Raw genomic sequence first — 20,475 nt, 5'->3', positions numbered from 1 at the left:
TATGTCCAAGATTTAGAGATTAATTGCAATTATCTTGAAGTTTTTGCACCAGAACCAAACGACTTTATTGTAAATTAAACAGCTTTATTATCACAGTACAATTGAGGTTGTCATTTGAGGTGTTAAAAAATAAACAAAAGGGATAGGTAATTTATGTTAAAATTAAAGAGAAGCAAAATTGTTATTGTTCAATTAACGGGCAGGTTTGTTGAACATAATTTGGTAAAATTGAGAAAAAGTGGAGGGGCAAATGGATAATCGCAAGTTTGATGAGTTTATTAAAATTGCAAAAAAACTAAATGATATTGAAATTATTCCATTGTTAATGGGTTCAGTTGGTTTAGAAGTCATTACAGGAAAGAGTTGGGATGCCCAAGACTTAGATGTTCATGTACCTGGTGATAAAAGAGGATGGGAAGTACCGCCTGAATTATCTATACATAACTGGAATGATATTATGAAAATCATGAATTCAATGGAATATAGCCTAATTGATTTGCATGAACATGAGTTCTCTAAAGAGGGTTTATCAGTTGAGTTTGGTATTATTGACACTTTACCAAATTTCGCAGGAGTACAATTAGAGGATTTAGAGATACATCAAAATGGAGACGTAAAGTATTATTTACTAAATCCTAAGCAATATTTATGTGTTTACGAGTCTTCATCTAAGGATAGTTATCGAGCAGATAAAAATAATAATAAAGATATTAGAAAAATAGATTTCTTAAAAAGTATGATATATAATGACTAAAATTCTTACTAATTTTATTGTGCTAACGGCGTGCTGTAATTAAGAAGTCCCCTAAAAAACAAGCTCAGAGTTTATTGCTCTGAGCTTGTTTGCGTGCTATTTACTGTGTGATTTAACTTGTGAATTCAAATGTTATTTAGCTTGTTATTTTAGGTTTTCTCCACAATAACTGAACTACTTACTGTAATTTTATAGACTTCTCTTTTTTATATGCAATTCATCGTTTAAAAAATACGCAAATTATCTCCTAAAGTTACAGAATAATAAAGTTGTTTAATTCGGTTGTCGAATTTTCAAAGAAAGCTCCCAAATTTTATTAAGTTCATTCTAATTAATCTAAATATTTCTTCTAATCAATATTTAGATTTAAGGAGGAAGTATGTGATCCAGTAAATAATTATTTGACCACATAAAACCATTCCTATTACTTGTGCAATCTCAGACATATCCATAATATTGAATAGAATAATTGCGACTGCTTCCACAAGAATAGAATAATAAAAAGTATGAGAGCGAGCTTTATTCGCAATATAGTGATTACGCTCATCACTATATTTCCGTTAATTTTTTTGCATATTCAGCATCGTTCTTAAAACGTCCAATCTGAACTAAACGTATAGCCGAAACAATGACAAACCCAATCCCCATCCCACTCCAAAAGCTATCTATCACTTCAAAAAACTCAGCTGATATATACAAAGTGATTCCTATAAATAAGAGTGCCACATACCATATCATTCTACTTTTCACATTTTGCATTTTTATCTCTCCTTTATTCTTCTTCAAAAATAAATACTTCTTCGATTGTTTTTCCAAATAACTTTGCTATTTGATACGCCAGCATGATGGATGGATTATATCTTCCGTTTTCAAGTGAAATAATTGTCTGACGTGAAACATTTAACTGCTCAGCCATTGCTTGCTGAGTATAACCAAACTTTTTTCGTAATTCTGAAATTCGATTTTTCATATTAACTTCCTCTCGATATGTAAAGTAAACTTTACATATAAATAGTAATAAAAAAGGTTAATACAAAGTAGTTACTCTGAATTAACTTTTTTATGAATACCGCCCTTTACTTGAAGAATAATTCTTACAATTCTTGCACCTTAAACAGAAAAAACCGACACTGTTTTTTAGTATCGGCTTTCATTTTTAAACAACTTTATTATGTTTTAAACGACTTTATTGTCACTTAACAAATATGATTCAAAAGGTATACCTTTATAAAAGGTTGCTATTTTTGAAGAAAAAGCAAACATATACCTAAAGGTATTTATTTTTTAAGAACGTTCCTAAAATGTATTTTTGATGTTTTGGAACAGTTAATTCCTTTTGGATTTTCTGAAGGGATTCTTTTAGATTCTTAGATACATTGAATACCGAGAATGATGGGTTATGTTAACCAATAATATAATTTGATATTGTTGAGTTACCATAAAATTCTTTAATTAGGGATACAGACCCATCACTATCAAGCTAAGGTTATGAAGTACCCCCTAAACGAAAATTTTTATCTATCTACAATTATTTATAACAATTCAGCTCATTTTTTTAGTTTTGGGTAACAATGAATTTCTTAAGTTGATGGGCATGCTCTAATAGAGAGTCTTTTTTTCGTGTGCGCCCAGCATGTGCATATTCTTTAGGGTTCAAGTCCCGAATTGTGAAGGTAGTAGTAGCAATTAGCTTAAGACAAGGGTGTCTGTGGCAACGCGGAATCTGAACTGTCTAGGGCTTAAAAGCTTGAGTAATAGATATTCATTAATTCGTCAGACTTAATTGAACTGCCGTATACAGAACCGTACGGTGGTGGGAGAGGTTAGGGGTTCCTACTCGATTAACAGAAATTGTGCTATCAATGGACACTAAAAAAGATAGTTCCAGTACAATACCGAAACCATCTCTTAAGTGCTTAAGTTATTAAACTATCCATTTCATGGGGGACAGTTCAGAGTAATATGGTGTTTGTAAAAAGAAAATCAGTAATTATTAGCAACAATTATCAACGATTGTTGAAATTTGCCAAAATATGCCGAATTTGTCTGTTACTTGTCCATATGATGGGCTCCAGAACGTTTCTTGAAGTGGCATTACTACTTGACCACCTTCTTGTAATTTTTCGAATACTTCTTTTGATTTTTCTACATCGTTTATCATGATGGCTATAGTCACTTGTGATCCAAGTTGGTGTGGTTGACCTGGAAATGTGTCAGAAATCATAAGATTAGTATTACCGATTTTTAACTGTGCATGTAAAACACGGTCTTTCGCATCAACTGGAATAGGGTATTCTGGATTTTCAGGCATTTCTCCAAAAGTTTGAATGCTTTCAACTTTTGCATCCAATGCATTTTCATAAAATTTAACTGCTTCTTGTCCATTACCATTCAAAACTAAATAAGGGTTAATACCTAAAATCATAAAAAGCACCTCTTTTTTAAAAGATTTTGAGTAGTAGTTAAAGAATCATATTTAACTACTGCATAGAACAAATGTTTTTGGTGATATTACCACATGTTACATGCGTATGCAATAGCCTAATGTTGATTTAGAATAAAGTTTGAACAAATTTGCGCTAAAAATTGTTGGTGAATTGCTAATAAAAAATATTTTGAAAAAAGATTAATCAAAACAGGCTCTCAACATATTCTATAAGATTACTTTTCATAAAAAAATTGGATCATTTCCGGCTTTGTTATTCCACTAACACAGCTGTTAGGTCAATAAAAATCCATTTTTACTTTCTTCTATATTTACCAAAGAGTTATCGATATATGTATTCCGCTGCATGAAATGAATTAGTTATAGAAGCAGGCATAAACTCTTGAATGGCAGGTTTTTATTTTTAAAGAGGATGAATCGGATATTTAGCTATGGATTCATCCTCTTTAAGGAAAGGTCAAGGGACTTGTGACAATCCCAACTTATGAGAGAATGCGTTTTTCACCTTGGATTTCTTGAATTGGATTAATATTTTGTGTGAATTCAAGGGCGCCCATGTATTCTCCATCTTCACTCCGTATAGCGGAATAACGAATGTATACATATTTATCTTTGAACTTAATCCAGAAATCTTCACAATCTTTGTTTCCAGATTTGAAGTCTTCTAAGAGCTTTTCAACGACATGAACGCTTTTTGGAGGATGGCAGTTTTGAACTGTTCTGCCGATTATCGCTTTTGTGCGAGCAAAGATCCGCTCTTTTCCATGAGAGAAGTAGCGTACAACATCATCCTGATCAATGTACGTAATATCCACAGGCAAGTGGTTCAACATTAGCTCTAATTGTTTTAAAGATAGTATACCTGTTTCTAAACGAATGAATCCTTCAGACATAGCCTGCTCTTGTATCGCTTTTCTCTCAGGTTTCCATACGCCTGCAGGACCTGTTAAGCAATAGCCGATTTCCTCACTTTCATGAGCGATTTTAATCCATTCGTCTTCCGTAAGAGTTTGAAGTGCCATCGGAAACAAAATATTTTCCTCTTTAAAAATCATTTCACTTGCCTCACGGATGACAAAGTAAACGCCGTCTAAGACTGTCTTTTTATCTCCGTTATAGTTTGTTAATTTTTGTTTAACATCTTTAATGGCGTTACGAATGACGTCATCGATCCCCCACATTACTTGTGTCGGTCCGTAAATTCCGTATTTTTCTAAATAAGGGAAAAGCAAATTTTCTTTGCGGCTGTAGTGTTTATCCACATCCAGCAACAGATTTAAATCTTCGATTAATTTATAGACGTTTTCTTCACTATCTTCTTTTTCGAACCGTTCATAGTGAAGTTGAAGCTTGAAGTTAACAAGCTTATCGATTTTTTTGTTTTCAAGCTTAAATGTATGAATTGGATGTCCAGGTTGGTCTTCGGATTTATCAGATCTATGGATTTCTTCAATAGAACCTTTAAAAATAGCTGTATGCACTGAGCATAAACGTTGTACTTCTTCCACTGGAATTCCTTCTTCTTCCATGAGTGCCTGTTCAAGCTTTGAAATTTCCGCAACGGTAATATTTCCGACTGCTTCTTCAAATTGTGCTTTTACTTCTTCCACACTTTTTCCATTATGAAGATTTTTAATAATCTCCTTTAAGATTGCCTGGCGTTCAAATTTATTCATACTTTCTTGTTCACGATTGTTAATTATCTCGCTCATAAGGACTCTCCTCTATTCTTTAATGTTAAATCCATTATTTTTAAAAGTTTTTTTTACTATATCGAACGAAATTCCCTTCATTCGGCATCCATTTGGAATAGTCATCACACGGCCGGCCGTTTGCAGCATGCCGGGTTTCGTTATATGTTCAAAGCCTAGCTCTTTTAAGATAGGGATGATTTCAGGGTATTCGATAGCCAAATCGCAAACTGTTTGACTAAAATCAATCATCTTTGTCATCATTCTCACCTCGGAAACAAGTGATATTAATTCTCAGTAATAATGTAACATAGAGATAATGAATAGGTTGTGAGGTAAATCACACATGTACTTTTTAAAAGACTTTTTAAAAAAGTACATGTGTGATTTCTTAATAATCCAATCAATTTTTTTACTTACTTTGATAAGGGAATCAAATAAAGAATTGCTAAAAAATCGAAAATTGGCGTTAAAATGAATGAGGCTCATAAAAATAACCAAGCGGAAAATTTGAAGAGAAAACTAGGTCGCGTTAGGAAAGTACGTTGCATAAAAGGAGTGTCGATATATATATAAATTAAAAAAACAACATAAAACCCCTCTTTTTAGGTGGGAGAGAGCATCCGGCCATGCATAGAAGCGGTCAGATCCTTTTCCTGCCCCAGACATAGTGAAAACAAAGAGAGAAAACGAGTGCAGGTCACTTTTTGTTATCCATAGCCGCGGCTTATATGTCGAAAAATCAAAATGGATTTATATAGAACTCAAAAGAAGAAATTGAATGACACTATTTGTAATAAAGAGAAAATTTTATTCAACAAAAAGAACCCCCAATCTATTTATTATGGGGATACTGATTTACAGTAGAGATAATCATAATTAGCGATTAACAGGCTTACGAAAAAATTATCGACAGCCTGTTTTTTGTTTTTCTTTTTAGTTATTGAACGTATTATTCTTTATCTATCTAATATTGAACTATTAAGGTGATTTTATTTATCCCGCATTAACGGGCTGTAAAACTCCCACCTCAAAACTTGAGGATTACAAAGAAGTTTAGGTGGAGATAAACAGCCCGTAAAAGCCCGATTGGTTCAACTAATAATCAGTGGGGATGAAGAAAATCCTCACTGATTAAATTTTCACTTTATTAGTATTCAATCAGATGATTTCTTCTTCTAATTTCTCTGGAATAATAATAAAACAGCCGTTTTCATCAATATGAATTAGTTTCTTTCTTTTTAACTGATTAATTGTGCGACTAACCGTTTCCCTTGATGTTCCAATCATATTGGCGAGTTCTCGATTTGTAAAATAGGTCGTTAATTGATATGTATCATTTATCTGTATACCATTTGATTTACATAAGCGAAGTAATAACATAATAATTTGTTCGTACGTATCATGAAGAATTTGTTCTTCTAATCTGTTCTGAAGATCCACAATTTTTTCTCCAAGAACCTTAAACAATTTAATACATAGTTCAGGGTACTGAATCAAAATTTTCTCAAAATCAGCGATTGGAGTAACAATTAATTGTGCGGACTCAAGTATTTCAGCATGTGCGGGGAAGGTACCTTCTCGGAAGAAACCAGCGTGGGGAAACATTTCTCCAGCTTGAAGCACAGAAACAATTTGTTCTTTTCCAGTTACATCCGTTTTTTGAATTTTCACCTTACCTGAGTGGATAAAAAACACACGGTCAAGTATGTCACCCTGCATAAATACAAATGACTTTGCTTTATAAATTCGCATTTGTGAAATATCCACAAAGGGCTGAAGTTCTTCTTCTGAAAGTTCTTTAAAGAGGGAGACTCCCCGTAAATGTTTTTTGATCATTTCCTCTTTCATATATACAACTCCTTAATATTTTCAGGCGTATTCCTTCTATAATAAAATTATATCAAGCCGTTAAATGAAACAGTAATAAAAATCACATTTGTGATAGAAAGTGTGAACATTTTTTTACAAATTCATCCCGCTATTCGCGGGCAGTAAGGCCCCCGCCTCAAGATTCAGATAGAAATAAAGAAGATAGGTGGGGGATAACTGCTCGTAAAAGCTCGATTGGTGAGAGCTAATGATCAGTGGGGGATGAAAAAAACCTCACTGATAAAAGTTTCACTTTATAATGAGAATTTCATTCGTGATGTATCTCACAACATTAATGCCTATATAACTTTACAATTAGAATATAAATTGATAGGAGGGTTTAATCTTGATTAATCGTGATTTTAACAAAAATCCATTTATTGTGATATGGGAGTTAACAAGGGCATGCCAATTAAAATGTCTTCATTGTCGTGCGGAAGCTCAGTATCATCGTCATCCTCTTGAGCTAACATTTGAAGAAGGTAAAAACCTAATTGATGATATATATGAAATGAATAATCCGATGCTTGTTTTTACCGGCGGTGATCCGTTAATGCGTCCGGATGTATATGAAATTGCGGATTATGCGATAAAAAAAGGTGTTCGGGTATCCATGACACCAAGTGCTACTCCAAACGTTACGAAAGAAACGATTCAAAAAGCAAAAGAAGTAGGGCTTGCTAGATGGGCATTTAGTTTAGATGGGCCAACAGCTGAAATACATGATCATTTTAGGGGGACAGAGGGATCATTTGAATTAACAATGAATGCGATTCGTTATTTGCATGAATTGAAAATTCCTATTCAAATTAATACTGTTGTTTCTAATTATAATGTGAATGTACTTGAAGATATGGCAAAGTTAGTAGAGGAATTAGATTGTGTACTTTGGAGCGTATTTTTCTTAGTTCCAACGGGGCGCGGCAAGGAAACAGATATGATTTCACCAGCTCAGCATGAAAGGGTATTCCAATGGCTATATCAATTAAGTAAAAAGGTTTCTTTTGATATTAAAACAACAGCTGCTCAGCACTACAGACGTGTTGTGATTCAACAAAAAATGAGAGAAAATAAAAAAATAGATCAGGCTATTCAATATCAGGATGTATTGATGACTGGAATGACGGGGCAGATTAATGGGCTTGGACGTGCTCCAAAAGGGGTGAATGATGGAAACGGTTTTGTATTTATTTCTCATATTGGAGATGTGTATCCAAGTGGGTTATTACCTATCAAAGCCGGGAATGTTCGAACAACACCACTAGCTGATATTTATCGAAACTCCCCTATCTTCCAAGACTTGCGTAATCCGGACAAGTATAAAGGGAAGTGTGGGGTTTGTGAGTTTCGATATGTTTGCGGAGGATCTCGTTCCAGAGCTTTTGCCATGACTGGAGATTACATGGAAAGTGAACCTTTCTGTGTATACATTCCAAAAGCATTACGAAAACAGAAAAAAAATGTATGAAAAAATGGGACATGAGTACTTTTTACTCATGTCCCATTTTTTCATACGAAGGGAACTAAAAAAGGGGGATAGCCCCCTTTTTTAGTTCCCACAACTCTCAAGTTAAGGGTTCACCTTTTTTCTTATTTAAGCTTTTGCAATTGCACGTGGAAACAAAATATTATTTTCTAAATGAATATGTTGGAACAAATCGGATTCAAGAGCTTCAAGTCGTTGATAGACAAGACGATAAGTACCACAAGCACCTACTGGAGGAGTAAAGTCATTCGTAATTTTACGAAGTTCTTTAATAATATCGCCAGCATGGTTATGTTCATTTTCCAATTCATCCACTACTTTGCGTAATTTTACATAATTTTCATCGCTTGGATTTTGCTCAAATGCTAAAATTAATGGGAAATCTTCTGTTTCTTCTTTAATTAAATGTTGCTCTAATTCAGTTTTTAATTCATGAAACAACTTGTGAATTTGAGCTAAATGAGGTTGTCCTGCTCCATGAACGCGTAACACTTTTGTCACGTATGGACTTAACAGTGGTAACTCTTCATTTAAATAGCGATGATGCTTATTCACAACATAGTCAATCAATTCGCTATAAGAAGCAGTTTTCCAATCAATTTCAGATTCGTTTAATAGTTTTGTTTCATGATAAAGAGTATTTAACTTTGTTAAAACCTCTTCTGCTGATAAATTTTTTTCATTAATAGCGTCGATAAGTGGTCTATTACCACCGCAACAAAAATCTATTCTATATGATTTAAAAAGATCGCTAGCCTTTGGGAATTTTGTAACAATATCACCAATAACAGAAGTCTCGGTAAATGTATGTTTCATATGAATGCCTCCATAAATTCTAAATTTAGTATCTGGATTAAGAATATCAATAATTTTGAATCTACGTGGTGATATATATCACTTGTAATGTGTTAATTTCATCATCAGTAATTTTATCCCGCATTAACGGGCTGTAAAACTCTCACCTCAAAACTTGAGGATTACAAAGAAGTTTAGGTGGGAGATAAACAGCCCGTAAAAGCCCGATTGGTTCAACTAATAATCAGTGGGGGATGAAGAAACCCCCCACTGATAAAAGTTTCGCTTTATAAATACAATCCATGTCTTTCCTTTGTGCATTTAATATGTTTTATATTAAAATAGATAAATTTTATTTTATTAGTATAATACGTTGATTGGAACTTCCGCGAAATGGAAGTGTCAAATCTCTTTTTTCGAGTTCAAACTTTCCATCAACTAAAACATCTCCATAATGTAACAACTCTGTCATATCGTTGTTTTGCGAATTCTGTATCTCTTCTAGCGTATAACCAGTGTAAATCCATAGATTCTTTTTCAAACCTTTCACAGCCTTTGCCACCTCTTTCACTTCGGCAGCTTGAAAAAATGGATCTCCACCTGAAAATGTTACATCAGTCAGCGAATTTGTTGCGATCTCTTTTATAATTTCTTCTGCACTCATCTCAGTACCGTTACAAAGATTCCACGACTTTGGATTATGACAGCCAAAACAATGATGCGGACAGCCCGCAAAAAACACGACTGTCCGAAGCCCTTCTCCATCTACAACACTATCATGAATAATATTCATTACTCTCATTTATGTTTCACCCGATCTGCTTCTTCACTACGCTTCGCACTGTTCCATTTCGACATGTCCCCGACAAGGTATCCAGTAATGCGGCGGATTCTTTCAATATGATGTTCATCTTCATTCCCGCAGCTTGGGCATTCATTTTCAATCACTCCATTATAGCCACAGCATTTACAGCGATCCACCGGGTGATTAATAGAGCCGTATCCAACCCCATGTTGCGCCATTGCCTGTACAATTTGCTTTAATGCTTTTTGATTATGGATTGCTGATCCGTCCAATTCGATATATGTAATATGACCGCCGTTACACAGCGCATGAAACGGTCCTTCTAAACGAACTTTATCAAGCGCTTGAATGGAGTAATAAACCGGGATATGAAATGAATTTGTATAATAGTTATGATTTGTTACACCGCTAATGATTCCAAATTCATCTCGATCTTTTTTTATAAACTTTCCTGATAATCCTTCTGCAGGGGTTGCGACTAATGAAAAATTCAACTGATACTCTTCCGTTGCTTGATCCATCTTGCTTCTCATAAAGGTAACGATTTCATTCCCAAGATTCCACGAATTTTCATCTTCCCCATGATGTTTTCCTGTTAAAGCAACTAAGCATTCAGCAAGTCCAATAAAGCCGATACTTAACGTACCTTGTTTCAAAATTTCAGCAACAGAATCTTCTGGTTGAAGTTTTTCACCACCGCGCCATACTCCTTGTGAATATAAAAACTGAAAATCCCTTGCTTTTTTTGTAGATTGGTAAGCAAATCTTTCTAGTAGCTGGCGAATGCCGAGATCAACATAATAATTCAATGTTTCAAAAAATGTTTCTTTTGAGTCACTTATTAATGCCAATTTTACTAAGTTAATAGACGTAAACGATAAATTTCCTCTTCCAATGGCTGTTTCTTCTCCATGAATATTAGACATAACACGGGTACGACAGCCCATATAGCACACTTCGCTTTCAGGACGACCATCATAATGCACCGCATTGAATGGTGCATCTAAAAACGAAAAATTAGGGAACAATCGTTTTGCTGTCGTTTCTAATGCTAGTTCAAACAAATCATAATTCGGATCTCTTTCTTCAAAATTGACACCTTTTTTTAATTTAAAGATTTGAATCGGGAAAATTGGTGTTTCTCCTTTTCCTAACCCAGCTTGAGTTGCTCGTAATAACTGTCTAATTAGCAATTTTCCTTCTTTTGATGTATCCGTTCCGTAGTTAATAGAAACAAACGGTACTTGTCCACCACCGCGGCTATGCATGCTGTTAGAATTATGAATAAACGCTTCGCAAGCTTGATACGTATCGTTTTCTGTTTCTCTCCACGCAAACTCTTCTACTTGCTCGGCTGTTAATGGGTACGTCTCTAAACGTTTTTTATTTCTTTCAAACGTTTTTCTCACATAGGGTGCTAAATCCATATCAAACAGTGCAAAGGATTGTCCACCGTGCTGCATATTTTGATTTGCCTGAAAAATAATAGAAGAGAGCGCCAACGCACTTTTAATATCTTGTGGTTGTCGCATATGTCCATGACCTGTATGAAACCCTTTTTCTAGTATTTGTGCTAATGGAATTTGTGAGCACGTTGTCGTACCCGTTGCATAAAAATCTAAATCATGTGGATATAAAATATTTTGATCAATTGCTTTTTTTACCTGTTCAGAAAGTAATTGTTCCATCGCATAATATTTTGCACTCTCAGATGCAAATGTTCCCATCATTCCCATTGGAGACCGACCATCGACATTTGCATTTTCTTGCATTAAATCTTGATCGTTATCCTGTACAATCGTGTTAAATGTTGTCCATAAATTATCCCACGGTTGTTTTTTTATTCTACTTGATGGATTCATTCGAATCACTCCTTATCAATATGTTGTGCTGTGACGATGAAATGATACTACATATAGAATGGTTTTGCAAGAATAGCAAAAAAGCATAATACGTATAAAGTAATATAAGATTAAGAATTAGTATAATGGGGGAATGAATTATTATGTAATAAACGATTATTGCCTATTAAATTGTTTTTGAGTATATTGCTTTAGAGTTTAATAGATTTATTGGCCATTAGGAAAATGAACAAAAATATATGCTATCTAGGTTTTAGTAAGTTATATTATTTTAAAAAATACATAATCATTTGATGCTAAATTTAAATTCATAAAATAAAAGGTATAAAAACATAATGCAGTGATTTTATTCACAGTATCCTTTTTCAGCATAGTTTATCTTTAATGCAGAAGAGAGTATGAGGAATTCACCCGACTATGCGCAGACCGTAATACCCTCGCTTCAAAATTCAGCGAAAGCAAAGAAGATAGGTGGGGGATGAAGAAAACCCCCACTGATAAAAGTTTCACTTTATAGAGTTCATGATATGAATTTTTTTGTAAGTATCAGTATATGACATTGTTGATAAAAAATTTTGAGTGTGAGGTGTTGAAAGAATGAAGTTAATTATTCCAAAGCAGCATGGAGCATGGGGAATGTTGCTTATTCCATTTGTTTTGGGTATTTTAATTGGTAAAGGGACGTGGTATCACATACCACTCTTTTTAGCATGGCTGTTTGTATATTTAGCCACGTATCCTTTATTAATGTACGTAAAACAACCACGAAAGAAGTATTACTTACATTGTTTCTTTCTTTATTTTAGTGTGGCCTTTGTATGTGCGATCATTGCTCTTATGTATGAATGGCGTATTGTGTTCTTTTCTATTATCATGATTCCATGTTTTTTCATAAATATTTATTATTCTCGTCAAAAAAACGAACGAGCTTTACTAAATGATATATGTGCTATTATTTTGTTTTGTATAGGGGGAATAATTAGTTATTATTTCACAATGAAAACAGTTGATGAGAAGATATGGGTGATTGCGACTATATCATTTTTATATTTTATGGGAAGTACGTTTTATGTAAAAACGATGATTCGTGAAAAAAAGAATCCAACGTATCGCTTTGTTTCATGGGGGTACCATTCTTTACTTGTGATTGCTACTTTAATTGTATCACCTTGGTTTACCATTGCCTTTATACCAAGTTTGGTACGATCCATAATTCTTTATGGTAGAAATATTTCGATTTTAAAAGTGGGCGTTTTGGAAACCTTAAATTCCATTTACTTTTTTATTTCAACAATATTATTAGTCAAAGCCTTTATGTAACTTACAATTATTAAAGCAAGCTCTTTATTGTCCATTAACTTTTCAACCATCAAATTGTAAATTTTGAAAAAGTATTAGATAAAAAAACTTCATATTTCCAGTGCTAAAGAAGGAACATTTCTCATTTAAGCGAGATTATACGTTAGAGGGAGAAAAAGTATTATTTACTGCAACATTGAATGTATATAAATACAAATTAAAAAACCGAGATAAACCCCTTCTTTTTAGGTGGGAGAGAGCATCCGTTCATGCATAGAAGCGGTCAGATCCTTTTCCTGCCCAGACATAGTGAAAACAAAGAGAGAAAACGAGTGCCGGTCACCTTTTGTTATCCATAGCCGCGGCTATATGTCGAAAAATCAAAATGGATTTATATAGATGATAAAGCATTATCAAATAGTATTCCGTTATATCCTATTACAAAAAAACAATTACTGCCTATATTAAAAGAGTGTAGTTTTCAGTCCGTAGAAGCTTATGCCAGTTTTGAGAAAGTAGCTTATTCACCGAATGGACCAGCTTTAGTTATTGTAGCTACAAAATAAATATGTAATAAAAAATACTTTAGTAAAGAAAAAGATTTTCATTTACTAAGGTATTTTTTTTATTTGTTTTTGCAAAATGTGATTCAAGTCCTCTTTTTATCTTAGGAAAATTTTTATAATAAATGTGTTGTTAAGAGATAACAATCAGGAGGAATTAAAAAATATGAATAGAGAAATTAAGCTAACAGAAGATATATATTGGGTAGGGAAAATCGATAATAGGGAAGTTCCGTTTCATCGTTTAATCTTAGCAAAAGGAACAACTTATAATGCGTATCTTCTAAAAACTGAAAAACCAACAGTGATTGATACAGTTGATATAGAGTTTGGAAGAGAATTTGTAGAATATTTAAGCGAATTAATTGATCCACAAGAAATTCAATATATCGTAGTGAATCATTCAGAACCCGATCATTCAGGTGGTTTAGCAGCATTAGCATCAAGAGCTACCAATGCTACAATCGTATGCACAGAAATTGCAGTACCTGAGTTACAAGAAATGTATAAGCTGCATAATAGAAATTTCTTAGTTGTAAAAGATGGTGACACATTAGATATCGGCGGAAAAACATTGAAATTTAAAGAAACCCCATATCTCCATACAGAAGAAACGATGATTACATATTGCATAGAAGATAAAATTTTATTCCCATGTGATATCTTTAGTACGCACGTAGCGAATAATGAAATTTTTAGCGATGAAGCGAATGTAGATATTACAGAAGATTTTATTGGCTACTATAATGCAATTATGCATCCACATAGAAGATACGTTAGAACGTTAATAGAAGCATTAAAAGATTTAGATGTACAAATGATCGCTCCATCTCATGGATACATTTTACGTCAAGATGTACAAAAATATATTGATTTATATGAAGAAATGAGCAAGGATACAACCCAAGGTAAAAAAGTAACAATCGTATATACAACAATCAAAAATAATACGAAAAAAATAGCAAATATCATCAAAGAAATATTCGAAGCAGATAGCATTGAAGTAACAGTATTTAATACTGAAAAGTCGGATAAATCAGAGATTATGAAGAGTATTCAAGAAGCAGATGCAGTCTTCATTGGATCTTCAACTAAATATGGAGATATGATTGGAAACTTAGAAGAAATTTTAAAAGAAATGACAGAAATGAACTTAGAAGGGAAAGTTGCAGCTGCATTCGGATCATATGGTTGGAGTGGTGAAGCAATTGAGGTAGTACAAGATTACCTCAATAAAACAAACATGAATGTACAAAGTACATCAAACGTTATTAAATCTACAGGTATGACTCACGTTGAATTCCCTATTCGTGTAAGATTCTCTCCAAAGGATGAAGAGAAAACAAAACGAATCAAACATGCAACAACATTTGTCACAGATCTATTATTAAGTTCTATATAAATACAAATTAAAAAACCGACATAAAGCCCTTCTTTTTAGGCAGGAGAGAGCATCCGGCCATGCATAGAAGCGGTTAGATCTTTTTCCTACCCAGACATAGTGAAAACAAAGAGAGAAAACGAGTGCAGGTCACCTTTTGTTATCCATAGCCGGGGCTTATATGTCGAAAAATCAAAATGGATTTATATATTTAATAGAAAAACGTAGGTGAAAACATGGAAAAGAATTTTGTTATTATCGGAAGCGGAGTAGCTGCTGTAAATGCTGCAAAAGCAGTTAGAGACCATGACAAGGATTCAAATATATTCATTTTTGGTGAAGAATCATCTTTACCCTATAACAGAATTAAACTATCAAAAGAGCTATATTCAGATTTACATAGTGAAAAAGTTTTAATCAAAAAAGAAAAATGGTACCAAAATAATAATATATCAGTTTTCACAAATACAAAGGTAGTAAAAATTGATACAGAGCAGCAACATATTGTTACATCAAATAATGAAAAAATTTCTTATTACAAATTATTAATTTGTACAGGTGCAAATAATAGAAGGCTACCAGTAGATGGAATAAATAAAAAAAATGTCTTTACTATTAGAGACATGCATGAAGCAGATAACTTTAAAGTATGTTTAGAAGATAAAAAGCATGTTGTAAACATTGGTGGGGGCGTGCAAGGATTAGAAACGGCTTGGTCTATCATGAAAGCTGGTAAAAAAGTATCTATTGTAGAAGTTGCCGCTACACTAATGGGAAGACAATTAGATGAAAAAATGTCTCTTCTATTAAAACAAAAAATTGAAAGTGCCGGAGTAAAGGTATATGTAAATACGACTATTGATTCTATTCTTGGAGAAGAGGAAGTAACTGGAATTAAAGTGAACGGTGAACAATTAATAGATTGTGATAGTGTTCTTTATTCAATTGGAGTCAATCCTAACATTTCTTTAGTAAATAATACGCCTATTCATGTAAATAGAGGTATTGTTGTCAATGAGAAGATGGAAACGAATGTGGAATCTGTATATGCTGCTGGGGATGTAGCAGAAGTAAATGGTGAAATTGGCGGACTATGGGGACGCGCAATGGATCAAGGGAAAATTGCAGGAAGTAATATGGTTTCTAATCCTGCAATTTACAAGAAAGCAATTCCAACTACTATCTTTAATGCATTCGATGTATCTTTATTCTCAATTGGATTCGTTGATGAAAAACAATGTGATACAACTATCGTTGAAGAAGATGGGAAAGAGAAGTATACAAGGTTATTTATCAAGGATAATAAAATAGTAGGTGTCATCTCATTAGAAGGAGTTGCTGCATCCATCCCTTACAAGTCAGCTATTGAAAAACAAGTATCATTAGAAGAGATTGATATGAAAAATACGAATATAAGTGAAATAATGAGCAAAGTAAAAAATATAAATACAAATTAAAAAACCGAGATAAATTTAGGTGGGAGAGAGCATCCGGTCATGCATAGAAGCGGTCAGATCTTTTTCCTGCCCTATGCCAAGCGAAAACAAAGAGTGCAGGTCACCTTTTGTTATCCATGGCCGCGGCTTATATCTCGAAAAGTCAAAATGGATTTATAGAGAAACTAAAATCTTAATATAATAATAGAAAGAGGACATGATAGTGAAAAAATATATTTGTTTACCATGTGGTTATATTTATGATCCAGCAATTGGAGATCCAGATGAAGATATAGAACCAGGAACAAGTTTTGAAGATTTACCGGAAGATTGGGTGTGTCCAGTATGTGGAGAAGATACTGAACACTTTGCACCAGTAGAAGAATAAAAAGGAAAAAGGTAACGAGAATATTAAATAATTTCTCGTTACTTTTTTGTATATATAAATACAAATTAAAAAACCGAGATAAAACCCCTCTTTTTAGGTGGGAGAGAGCATCCGGCCATGCATAGAAGCGGTCAGAACCTTTTCCTGTCCAGACATAGTGAAAACAAAGAGAGAAAACGAGTGCAGATCACCTTTTGTTATCCATAGCTGCGGCTTATATGTCAAAAAATAAAAATGAATTTATATAGAAAACGTTTTCTTATGTGACTTGGGTCACTGGTGTGGTCTTTAGGAAAAGATATAATGAATTAGGTACGAAGATACTTTATCCGGCTATGCGCGGGCAGTAAGCCCCCACCTCAAACTTCGGCGAAAGCAAAGAAGATAGGTGGGGGATAAATTACCCGTAAAAGCTCGATTGGTGAGGGCTGATTAAAGTTTCACTTTATGTAATATATTTAAAGTTAGGTGAGGTAAAGTAATATGAAAGAGCGTTGTTATCATAAAAATCTAGTGAAGCCTTGTCCAAGAAAAGTTCTCATTTTTAAATCCCTATCTGATGAAGAAGTTTTAAAAATAGCTTCGATGACAAAACATAAGCAATTTAAAAAGGGACAACCATTAATTCATGAAGGAGAGAAATTAGACACATTATTTATTATTAATAAAGGGCAAGTAAAGTTATCTAAATTAACCATTCAAGGGAAAGAGCAAATTTTACATATTTTAACGAGTGGTGAGTGCTTTTGTGAATTAAACATATTTAATTGCGATGAGAAGAGTAATTTTAGTGCGTATGCTATGGAAGATACAAAAATTTGTATGTTAACAAAAGATAATATGGATCATATAATGGAGCGGAATCCAGGTATTGCATTAAAACTGTTAAAAACCGTTACAAAACGGTTAGCACATACAGAAAATTTAGCTCAAAATCTTGCAACAAATAATCCAGAAGTTAGAATTGCCTATATAATTCTAGAATTTTGCGAAAAGTATGGGGAGGATACTGATAAAGGAATACTTATAAATTTACCGTTGACACGAGAAGAAATTGCAAACTATATAGGGGTGACAAGGGAAACAATCAGTCGTAAATTTAGTAAATTTGAAGACTTAGGGCTTATAACATTAATTGGAAATAAGCGACTAATAGTTAAAAATAAGTTAGCCTTTAGAGAATATATAGGGTAGATGAATAGGTTATACTGAACTATATAAATACAAATTAAAAAAACGACATAAAACCCTTCTTTTTAGGTGGGAGAGAGCATCCGGCCATGCATAGAAGCGGTCAGATCCTTTTCCTGCCCCATGCCAAGTGAAAACAAAGAGTGCAGGTCACCTTTTGTTATCCATAGCCGCGGCTTATATGTCGAAAAATCAAAATGGATTTATATATACATAATATACTTCAGAAGAAACTACAATGATTAATAGAAAAAGAAGAACATTTATAGCCGAATTTAAACAACAGATGGTACTACTATACATAAATGCGATTCTGGAGCGGAAATTTCAAGTAATCTCTAAATCTTGGACATATTAATACTATCAATCTAACAAAGTAGGAGTCAATATGAAAAAGACCAACAGGTTTTAGGTAGAAGCATTATTAGCCAGAAATCATTTTATCTATAGTAAGAGGGTACGGTATTTGCGATATAGTTTAAGTTATCGAATCCTTGTAGAAGTGATGGAAGAACGCAGTTTACTAGTTGCTCATACAACAATTATGCAATACGGTCCGGAATTAGATACAAGGATGCGTTGTCATCCACCCGCCAGGCGAGTGGATGAGACGAATACCAAAGTAAAAGTTGATATGCGAACGGTTGAAGAATGAATCGCCATATATGTAAACAAAAAAACTGATGTGAATGGAGTACCGCCAACATCCTTTAGAGATTGATTTCAGTTACCTGAATCTATTTCCCCCATTAGCCTCCAATATGGGACATTTCAATTTTTTTACGTTTAGTAGAAGATTCGCTTCGTTCAACAGAATAACGATCTTTTCTTCTAAACCATATGTTTTGAAGAAGCTCTGTTAGTTCTTCGTTTGATTGGTTGGATCTTATAAAATCCCGTAATTCATAATCTTTTTCTGCAAATAAGCACGTATACAATGTCCCATTTGCAGAAAGGCGGGCACGAGTACATGTTGAACAGAATGCATTTGAAACGGATGATATGATACCAATTTCAGCTTCTGTTCCTACATACCGATAACGAGTAGCTACTTCACCTGTGTAGTTCGGATCAATTGCCTCAACGGGTATTACTTGATGGATGTCTTTAATTATTTGTTCTTAGGGATAAATATCTTTAAGATTCCATTTATTGGTATACCTAACATCCATATATTCAATAAATCTTAAAATATGGCCTTTTTCAAGAAAATATTTAGCCATTGGAATAATTTCTTGATCATTCATACCACGCTTTACAACCATATTAATTTTCACTTTTAAACCAGCTGCAGCTGCTACATCAATTCCATCCAGTACAGTTTTTACAGTAACTCCTCGACCATTTATACTTCCAAATACTTCGTCGTTTAACGAATCTAGACTAGTGGATACACGTTTTAATCCGGACTCTTTTAATGCATATGCATGTTTAGACAGAAAGTAACCATTTGTTGTCATACTAATATCTTTCACGCCGTTAATTTGATTTATTTTTTATAAGTTCAGGTAAATCCTTTCTCATTAGTGGTTCGCCACCTGTAATTCTAATTTTTTGTACGCCTAGAGAATGAACGGAAATTTTTGTGAGGCGCTCTATTTCCTCATATGATAGAAGTTCGTCTTTATTTAAAAAAGGGTAGTCTGGTCCAAATATCTCTGCTGGCATACAATACGTACAGCGAAAGTTACATTTGTCTGTAACAGAAATTCGTAAATCACGAAGGGGACGGTTAAAGTGATCATATACCGTCTTATTTAATTTCAATAAAAATCTCTCCCTTTAAAGCTTATTATTTATAACCCTTTCAGGGCGCGAATAAAGTGAAACTTCCATCAGTGGGGGTTTTCTTCATCCCCCACTGATGGTTAGTTGAACCAATCGGGCTTTTACGGGCAGTTATCCCCCACCTATCTTCCTTGCTTCTCTCTGAATCTTGAAGTGGGGGTCTTACTGCCCGTTAATGCGGGATAAACATTAGATGAAATTCTCTGTATAAATCCTACTATTGTAATTAAATCATCGAAAGTCTACTTGAAAGGTTAATTGGTATAGATTTAGAAAGTACAATGTTTATTTCAATTTTAACTGTCTTACTAATACCTTTGGTGAGACTAATCCACTAAAAACAATGATTTTTCACGAATTAGAATTTTGTTTGATTAACGATACTTTTATCTGATGTACATAGGGCAATATTACGCACGCTACTTCTTTTATTAGATAAGTGCAGTGGAAAGGGGGATTGCTAGCTTGGTAGTCAATGTTTTAGTTGCGTGTACATCATTATGAGAATAAAACTGCCTACTTGTACCAAATTATGAATCAATAAAGGGTTTAAATAAAATAAGAATGTTGAATCGTTGTAATATTGGCGTATAACTTAAAATTCGTATAATTAGATATTTCATTAATGTTTAAATGATGAAAGATACTCTTATAAAGTGAAACTTTAATCAGTGGGGGTTTTCTTCATCTCCCACTATTTCTTTAAAGTGGATAGGTA

Annotated in this window: 16 protein-coding genes and 4 pseudogenes; 10 read left to right on the top strand and 10 right to left on the bottom strand. The window is 33.6% G+C overall.

Annotation, left to right across the window (positions count from 1 at the left end):
- Positions 1 to 250: 250 nt before the first annotated feature.
- Positions 251 to 754 (top strand): phosphoribosylanthranilate isomerase, encoded by a 504-nt coding sequence (locus QUF99_RS18100; RefSeq protein WP_289371711.1) that lies wholly within the window; start codon positions 251 to 253, stop codon positions 752 to 754.
- 549 nt (positions 755 to 1,303) lie between these two features.
- Here QUF99_RS18100 and QUF99_RS18095 read toward each other — a convergent pair.
- The 6 genes from QUF99_RS18095 to QUF99_RS18070 form a co-directional block, all read right to left on the bottom strand.
- Positions 1,304 to 1,513 (bottom strand): hypothetical protein, encoded by a 210-nt coding sequence (locus QUF99_RS18095; protein ID WP_289371710.1) that lies wholly within the window; start codon positions 1,511 to 1,513, stop codon positions 1,304 to 1,306.
- Between the two features lie 13 nt (positions 1,514 to 1,526).
- Complete coding sequence (locus QUF99_RS18090) at positions 1,527 to 1,724, bottom strand: helix-turn-helix transcriptional regulator (RefSeq protein ID WP_289371707.1); 198 nt, start codon at positions 1,722 to 1,724, stop codon at positions 1,527 to 1,529.
- A 1,023-nt stretch (positions 1,725 to 2,747) separates the two neighbouring features.
- On the bottom strand, positions 2,748 to 3,179 hold the full coding sequence (locus tag QUF99_RS18085; protein ID WP_289371706.1) for a VOC family protein: 432 nt from the start codon (positions 3,177 to 3,179) through the stop codon (positions 2,748 to 2,750).
- A 503-nt stretch (positions 3,180 to 3,682) separates the two neighbouring features.
- Positions 3,683 to 4,912, bottom strand: a complete 1,230-nt coding sequence (locus QUF99_RS18080) for a DUF438 domain-containing protein (RefSeq protein WP_289371704.1) — start codon at positions 4,910 to 4,912, stop codon at positions 3,683 to 3,685.
- A 12-nt stretch (positions 4,913 to 4,924) separates the two neighbouring features.
- On the bottom strand, positions 4,925 to 5,152 hold the full coding sequence (locus QUF99_RS18075) for a DUF1858 domain-containing protein (RefSeq protein ID WP_286121113.1): 228 nt from the start codon (positions 5,150 to 5,152) through the stop codon (positions 4,925 to 4,927).
- Positions 5,153 to 6,052: 900 nt separating this feature from the next.
- Positions 6,053 to 6,742, bottom strand: a complete 690-nt coding sequence (locus tag QUF99_RS18070) for a Crp/Fnr family transcriptional regulator (RefSeq protein WP_289371703.1) — start codon at positions 6,740 to 6,742, stop codon at positions 6,053 to 6,055.
- 367 nt (positions 6,743 to 7,109) lie between these two features.
- Here QUF99_RS18070 and QUF99_RS18065 point away from each other — a divergent pair, with 367 nt between their 5' ends.
- Positions 7,110 to 8,231 (top strand): TIGR04053 family radical SAM/SPASM domain-containing protein, encoded by a 1,122-nt coding sequence (locus QUF99_RS18065; protein WP_289371701.1) that lies wholly within the window; start codon positions 7,110 to 7,112, stop codon positions 8,229 to 8,231.
- A gap of 126 nt (positions 8,232 to 8,357) precedes the next feature.
- Here QUF99_RS18065 and ric read toward each other — a convergent pair whose 3' ends face one another.
- The 3 genes from ric to QUF99_RS18050 all read right to left on the bottom strand — a co-directional run bounded on the left by ric (position 8,358) and on the right by QUF99_RS18050 (position 11,711).
- Positions 8,358 to 9,065, bottom strand: a complete 708-nt coding sequence (gene ric / locus QUF99_RS18060; protein WP_289371700.1) for an iron-sulfur cluster repair di-iron protein — start codon at positions 9,063 to 9,065, stop codon at positions 8,358 to 8,360.
- A gap of 331 nt (positions 9,066 to 9,396) precedes the next feature.
- Positions 9,397 to 9,846: an anaerobic ribonucleoside-triphosphate reductase activating protein gene (gene nrdG, locus QUF99_RS18055; RefSeq protein WP_289371699.1), complete on the bottom strand. Its 450-nt coding sequence runs from the start codon at positions 9,844 to 9,846 to the stop codon at positions 9,397 to 9,399.
- Positions 9,843 to 11,711 (bottom strand): anaerobic ribonucleoside triphosphate reductase, encoded by a 1,869-nt coding sequence (locus QUF99_RS18050; protein ID WP_289371696.1) that lies wholly within the window; start codon positions 11,709 to 11,711, stop codon positions 9,843 to 9,845. The genes nrdG and QUF99_RS18050 overlap by 4 nt, the downstream gene beginning before the upstream one ends.
- A 597-nt stretch (positions 11,712 to 12,308) precedes the next feature.
- On the opposite strand from QUF99_RS18050, the gene QUF99_RS18045 reads away from it, so the two are divergent.
- From QUF99_RS18045 to QUF99_RS18020, 8 genes and pseudogenes are all read left to right on the top strand, one after another.
- On the top strand, positions 12,309 to 13,031 hold the full coding sequence (locus QUF99_RS18045; RefSeq protein ID WP_289371694.1) for a YwiC-like family protein: 723 nt from the start codon (positions 12,309 to 12,311) through the stop codon (positions 13,029 to 13,031).
- 50 nt (positions 13,032 to 13,081) lie between these two features.
- Positions 13,082 to 13,270 (top strand): annotated as a pseudogene (locus QUF99_RS28585) (hypothetical protein); the annotation flags it as partial.
- A 153-nt stretch (positions 13,271 to 13,423) separates the two neighbouring features.
- A pseudogene (locus QUF99_RS28580) lies at positions 13,424 to 13,576 on the top strand (SAM-dependent methyltransferase); the annotation flags it as partial.
- A 163-nt stretch (positions 13,577 to 13,739) separates the two neighbouring features.
- On the top strand, positions 13,740 to 14,975 hold the full coding sequence (locus tag QUF99_RS18040; RefSeq protein ID WP_289371692.1) for an FprA family A-type flavoprotein: 1,236 nt from the start codon (positions 13,740 to 13,742) through the stop codon (positions 14,973 to 14,975).
- Between the two features lie 215 nt (positions 14,976 to 15,190).
- Positions 15,191 to 16,411: an NAD(P)/FAD-dependent oxidoreductase gene (locus tag QUF99_RS18035; protein WP_289371691.1), complete on the top strand. Its 1,221-nt coding sequence runs from the start codon at positions 15,191 to 15,193 to the stop codon at positions 16,409 to 16,411.
- A gap of 202 nt (positions 16,412 to 16,613) precedes the next feature.
- Positions 16,614 to 16,778, top strand: a complete 165-nt coding sequence (gene rd, locus QUF99_RS18030; RefSeq protein WP_286121104.1) for a rubredoxin — start codon at positions 16,614 to 16,616, stop codon at positions 16,776 to 16,778.
- Between the two features lie 483 nt (positions 16,779 to 17,261).
- Entirely contained in the window at positions 17,262 to 17,972 is a 711-nt protein-coding gene (locus tag QUF99_RS18025) for a Crp/Fnr family transcriptional regulator (RefSeq protein WP_289371689.1), read from the top strand.
- 460 nt (positions 17,973 to 18,432) lie between these two features.
- Positions 18,433 to 18,597 (top strand): annotated as a pseudogene (locus QUF99_RS18020) (IS6 family transposase); the annotation flags it as partial.
- Between the two features lie 121 nt (positions 18,598 to 18,718).
- Here the strand turns inward: QUF99_RS18020 and moaA are convergent.
- Positions 18,719 to 19,637: pseudogene (moaA, locus tag QUF99_RS18015) on the bottom strand (GTP 3',8-cyclase MoaA).
- Between the last annotated feature and the right edge of the window lie 838 nt (positions 19,638 to 20,475).

The organism is Bacillus sp. DX4.1, from assembly GCF_030348195.1.
Taxonomy (GTDB): Bacteria; Bacillota; Bacilli; order Bacillales; family Bacillaceae_G; genus Bacillus_A.
The sequence above is the reverse complement of the archived record's forward strand: the minus strand, read 5'-3'. Positions and strand labels throughout refer to the sequence as shown.

What these genes read in the sequence shown, in the direction of transcription:
- QUF99_RS18080 (WP_289371704.1), bottom strand. Translation starts at nt 4,912, where the DNA reads ATGAGCGAGATAATTAACAATCGTGAACAAGAAAGTATGAATAAATTT.
- QUF99_RS18040 (WP_289371692.1), top strand. Translation starts at nt 13,740, where the DNA reads ATGAATAGAGAAATTAAGCTAACAGAAGATATATATTGGGTAGGGAAA.
- QUF99_RS18070 (WP_289371703.1), bottom strand. Translation starts at nt 6,742, where the DNA reads ATGAAAGAGGAAATGATCAAAAAACATTTACGGGGAGTCTCCCTCTTT.
- QUF99_RS18095 (WP_289371710.1), bottom strand. Translation starts at nt 1,513, where the DNA reads ATGCAAAATGTGAAAAGTAGAATGATATGGTATGTGGCACTCTTATTT.
- ric (WP_289371700.1), bottom strand. Translation starts at nt 9,065, where the DNA reads ATGAAACATACATTTACCGAGACTTCTGTTATTGGTGATATTGTTACA.
- QUF99_RS18050 (WP_289371696.1), bottom strand. Translation starts at nt 11,711, where the DNA reads ATGAATCCATCAAGTAGAATAAAAAAACAACCGTGGGATAATTTATGG.
- QUF99_RS18075 (WP_286121113.1), bottom strand. Translation starts at nt 5,152, where the DNA reads ATGACAAAGATGATTGATTTTAGTCAAACAGTTTGCGATTTGGCTATC.
- QUF99_RS18100 (WP_289371711.1), top strand. Translation starts at nt 251, where the DNA reads ATGGATAATCGCAAGTTTGATGAGTTTATTAAAATTGCAAAAAAACTA.
- QUF99_RS18045 (WP_289371694.1), top strand. Translation starts at nt 12,309, where the DNA reads ATGAAGTTAATTATTCCAAAGCAGCATGGAGCATGGGGAATGTTGCTT.
- QUF99_RS18090 (WP_289371707.1), bottom strand. Translation starts at nt 1,724, where the DNA reads ATGAAAAATCGAATTTCAGAATTACGAAAAAAGTTTGGTTATACTCAG.
- QUF99_RS18085 (WP_289371706.1), bottom strand. Translation starts at nt 3,179, where the DNA reads ATGATTTTAGGTATTAACCCTTATTTAGTTTTGAATGGTAATGGACAA.
- QUF99_RS18025 (WP_289371689.1), top strand. Translation starts at nt 17,262, where the DNA reads ATGAAAGAGCGTTGTTATCATAAAAATCTAGTGAAGCCTTGTCCAAGA.
- QUF99_RS18035 (WP_289371691.1), top strand. Translation starts at nt 15,191, where the DNA reads ATGGAAAAGAATTTTGTTATTATCGGAAGCGGAGTAGCTGCTGTAAAT.
- nrdG (WP_289371699.1), bottom strand. Translation starts at nt 9,846, where the DNA reads ATGAGAGTAATGAATATTATTCATGATAGTGTTGTAGATGGAGAAGGG.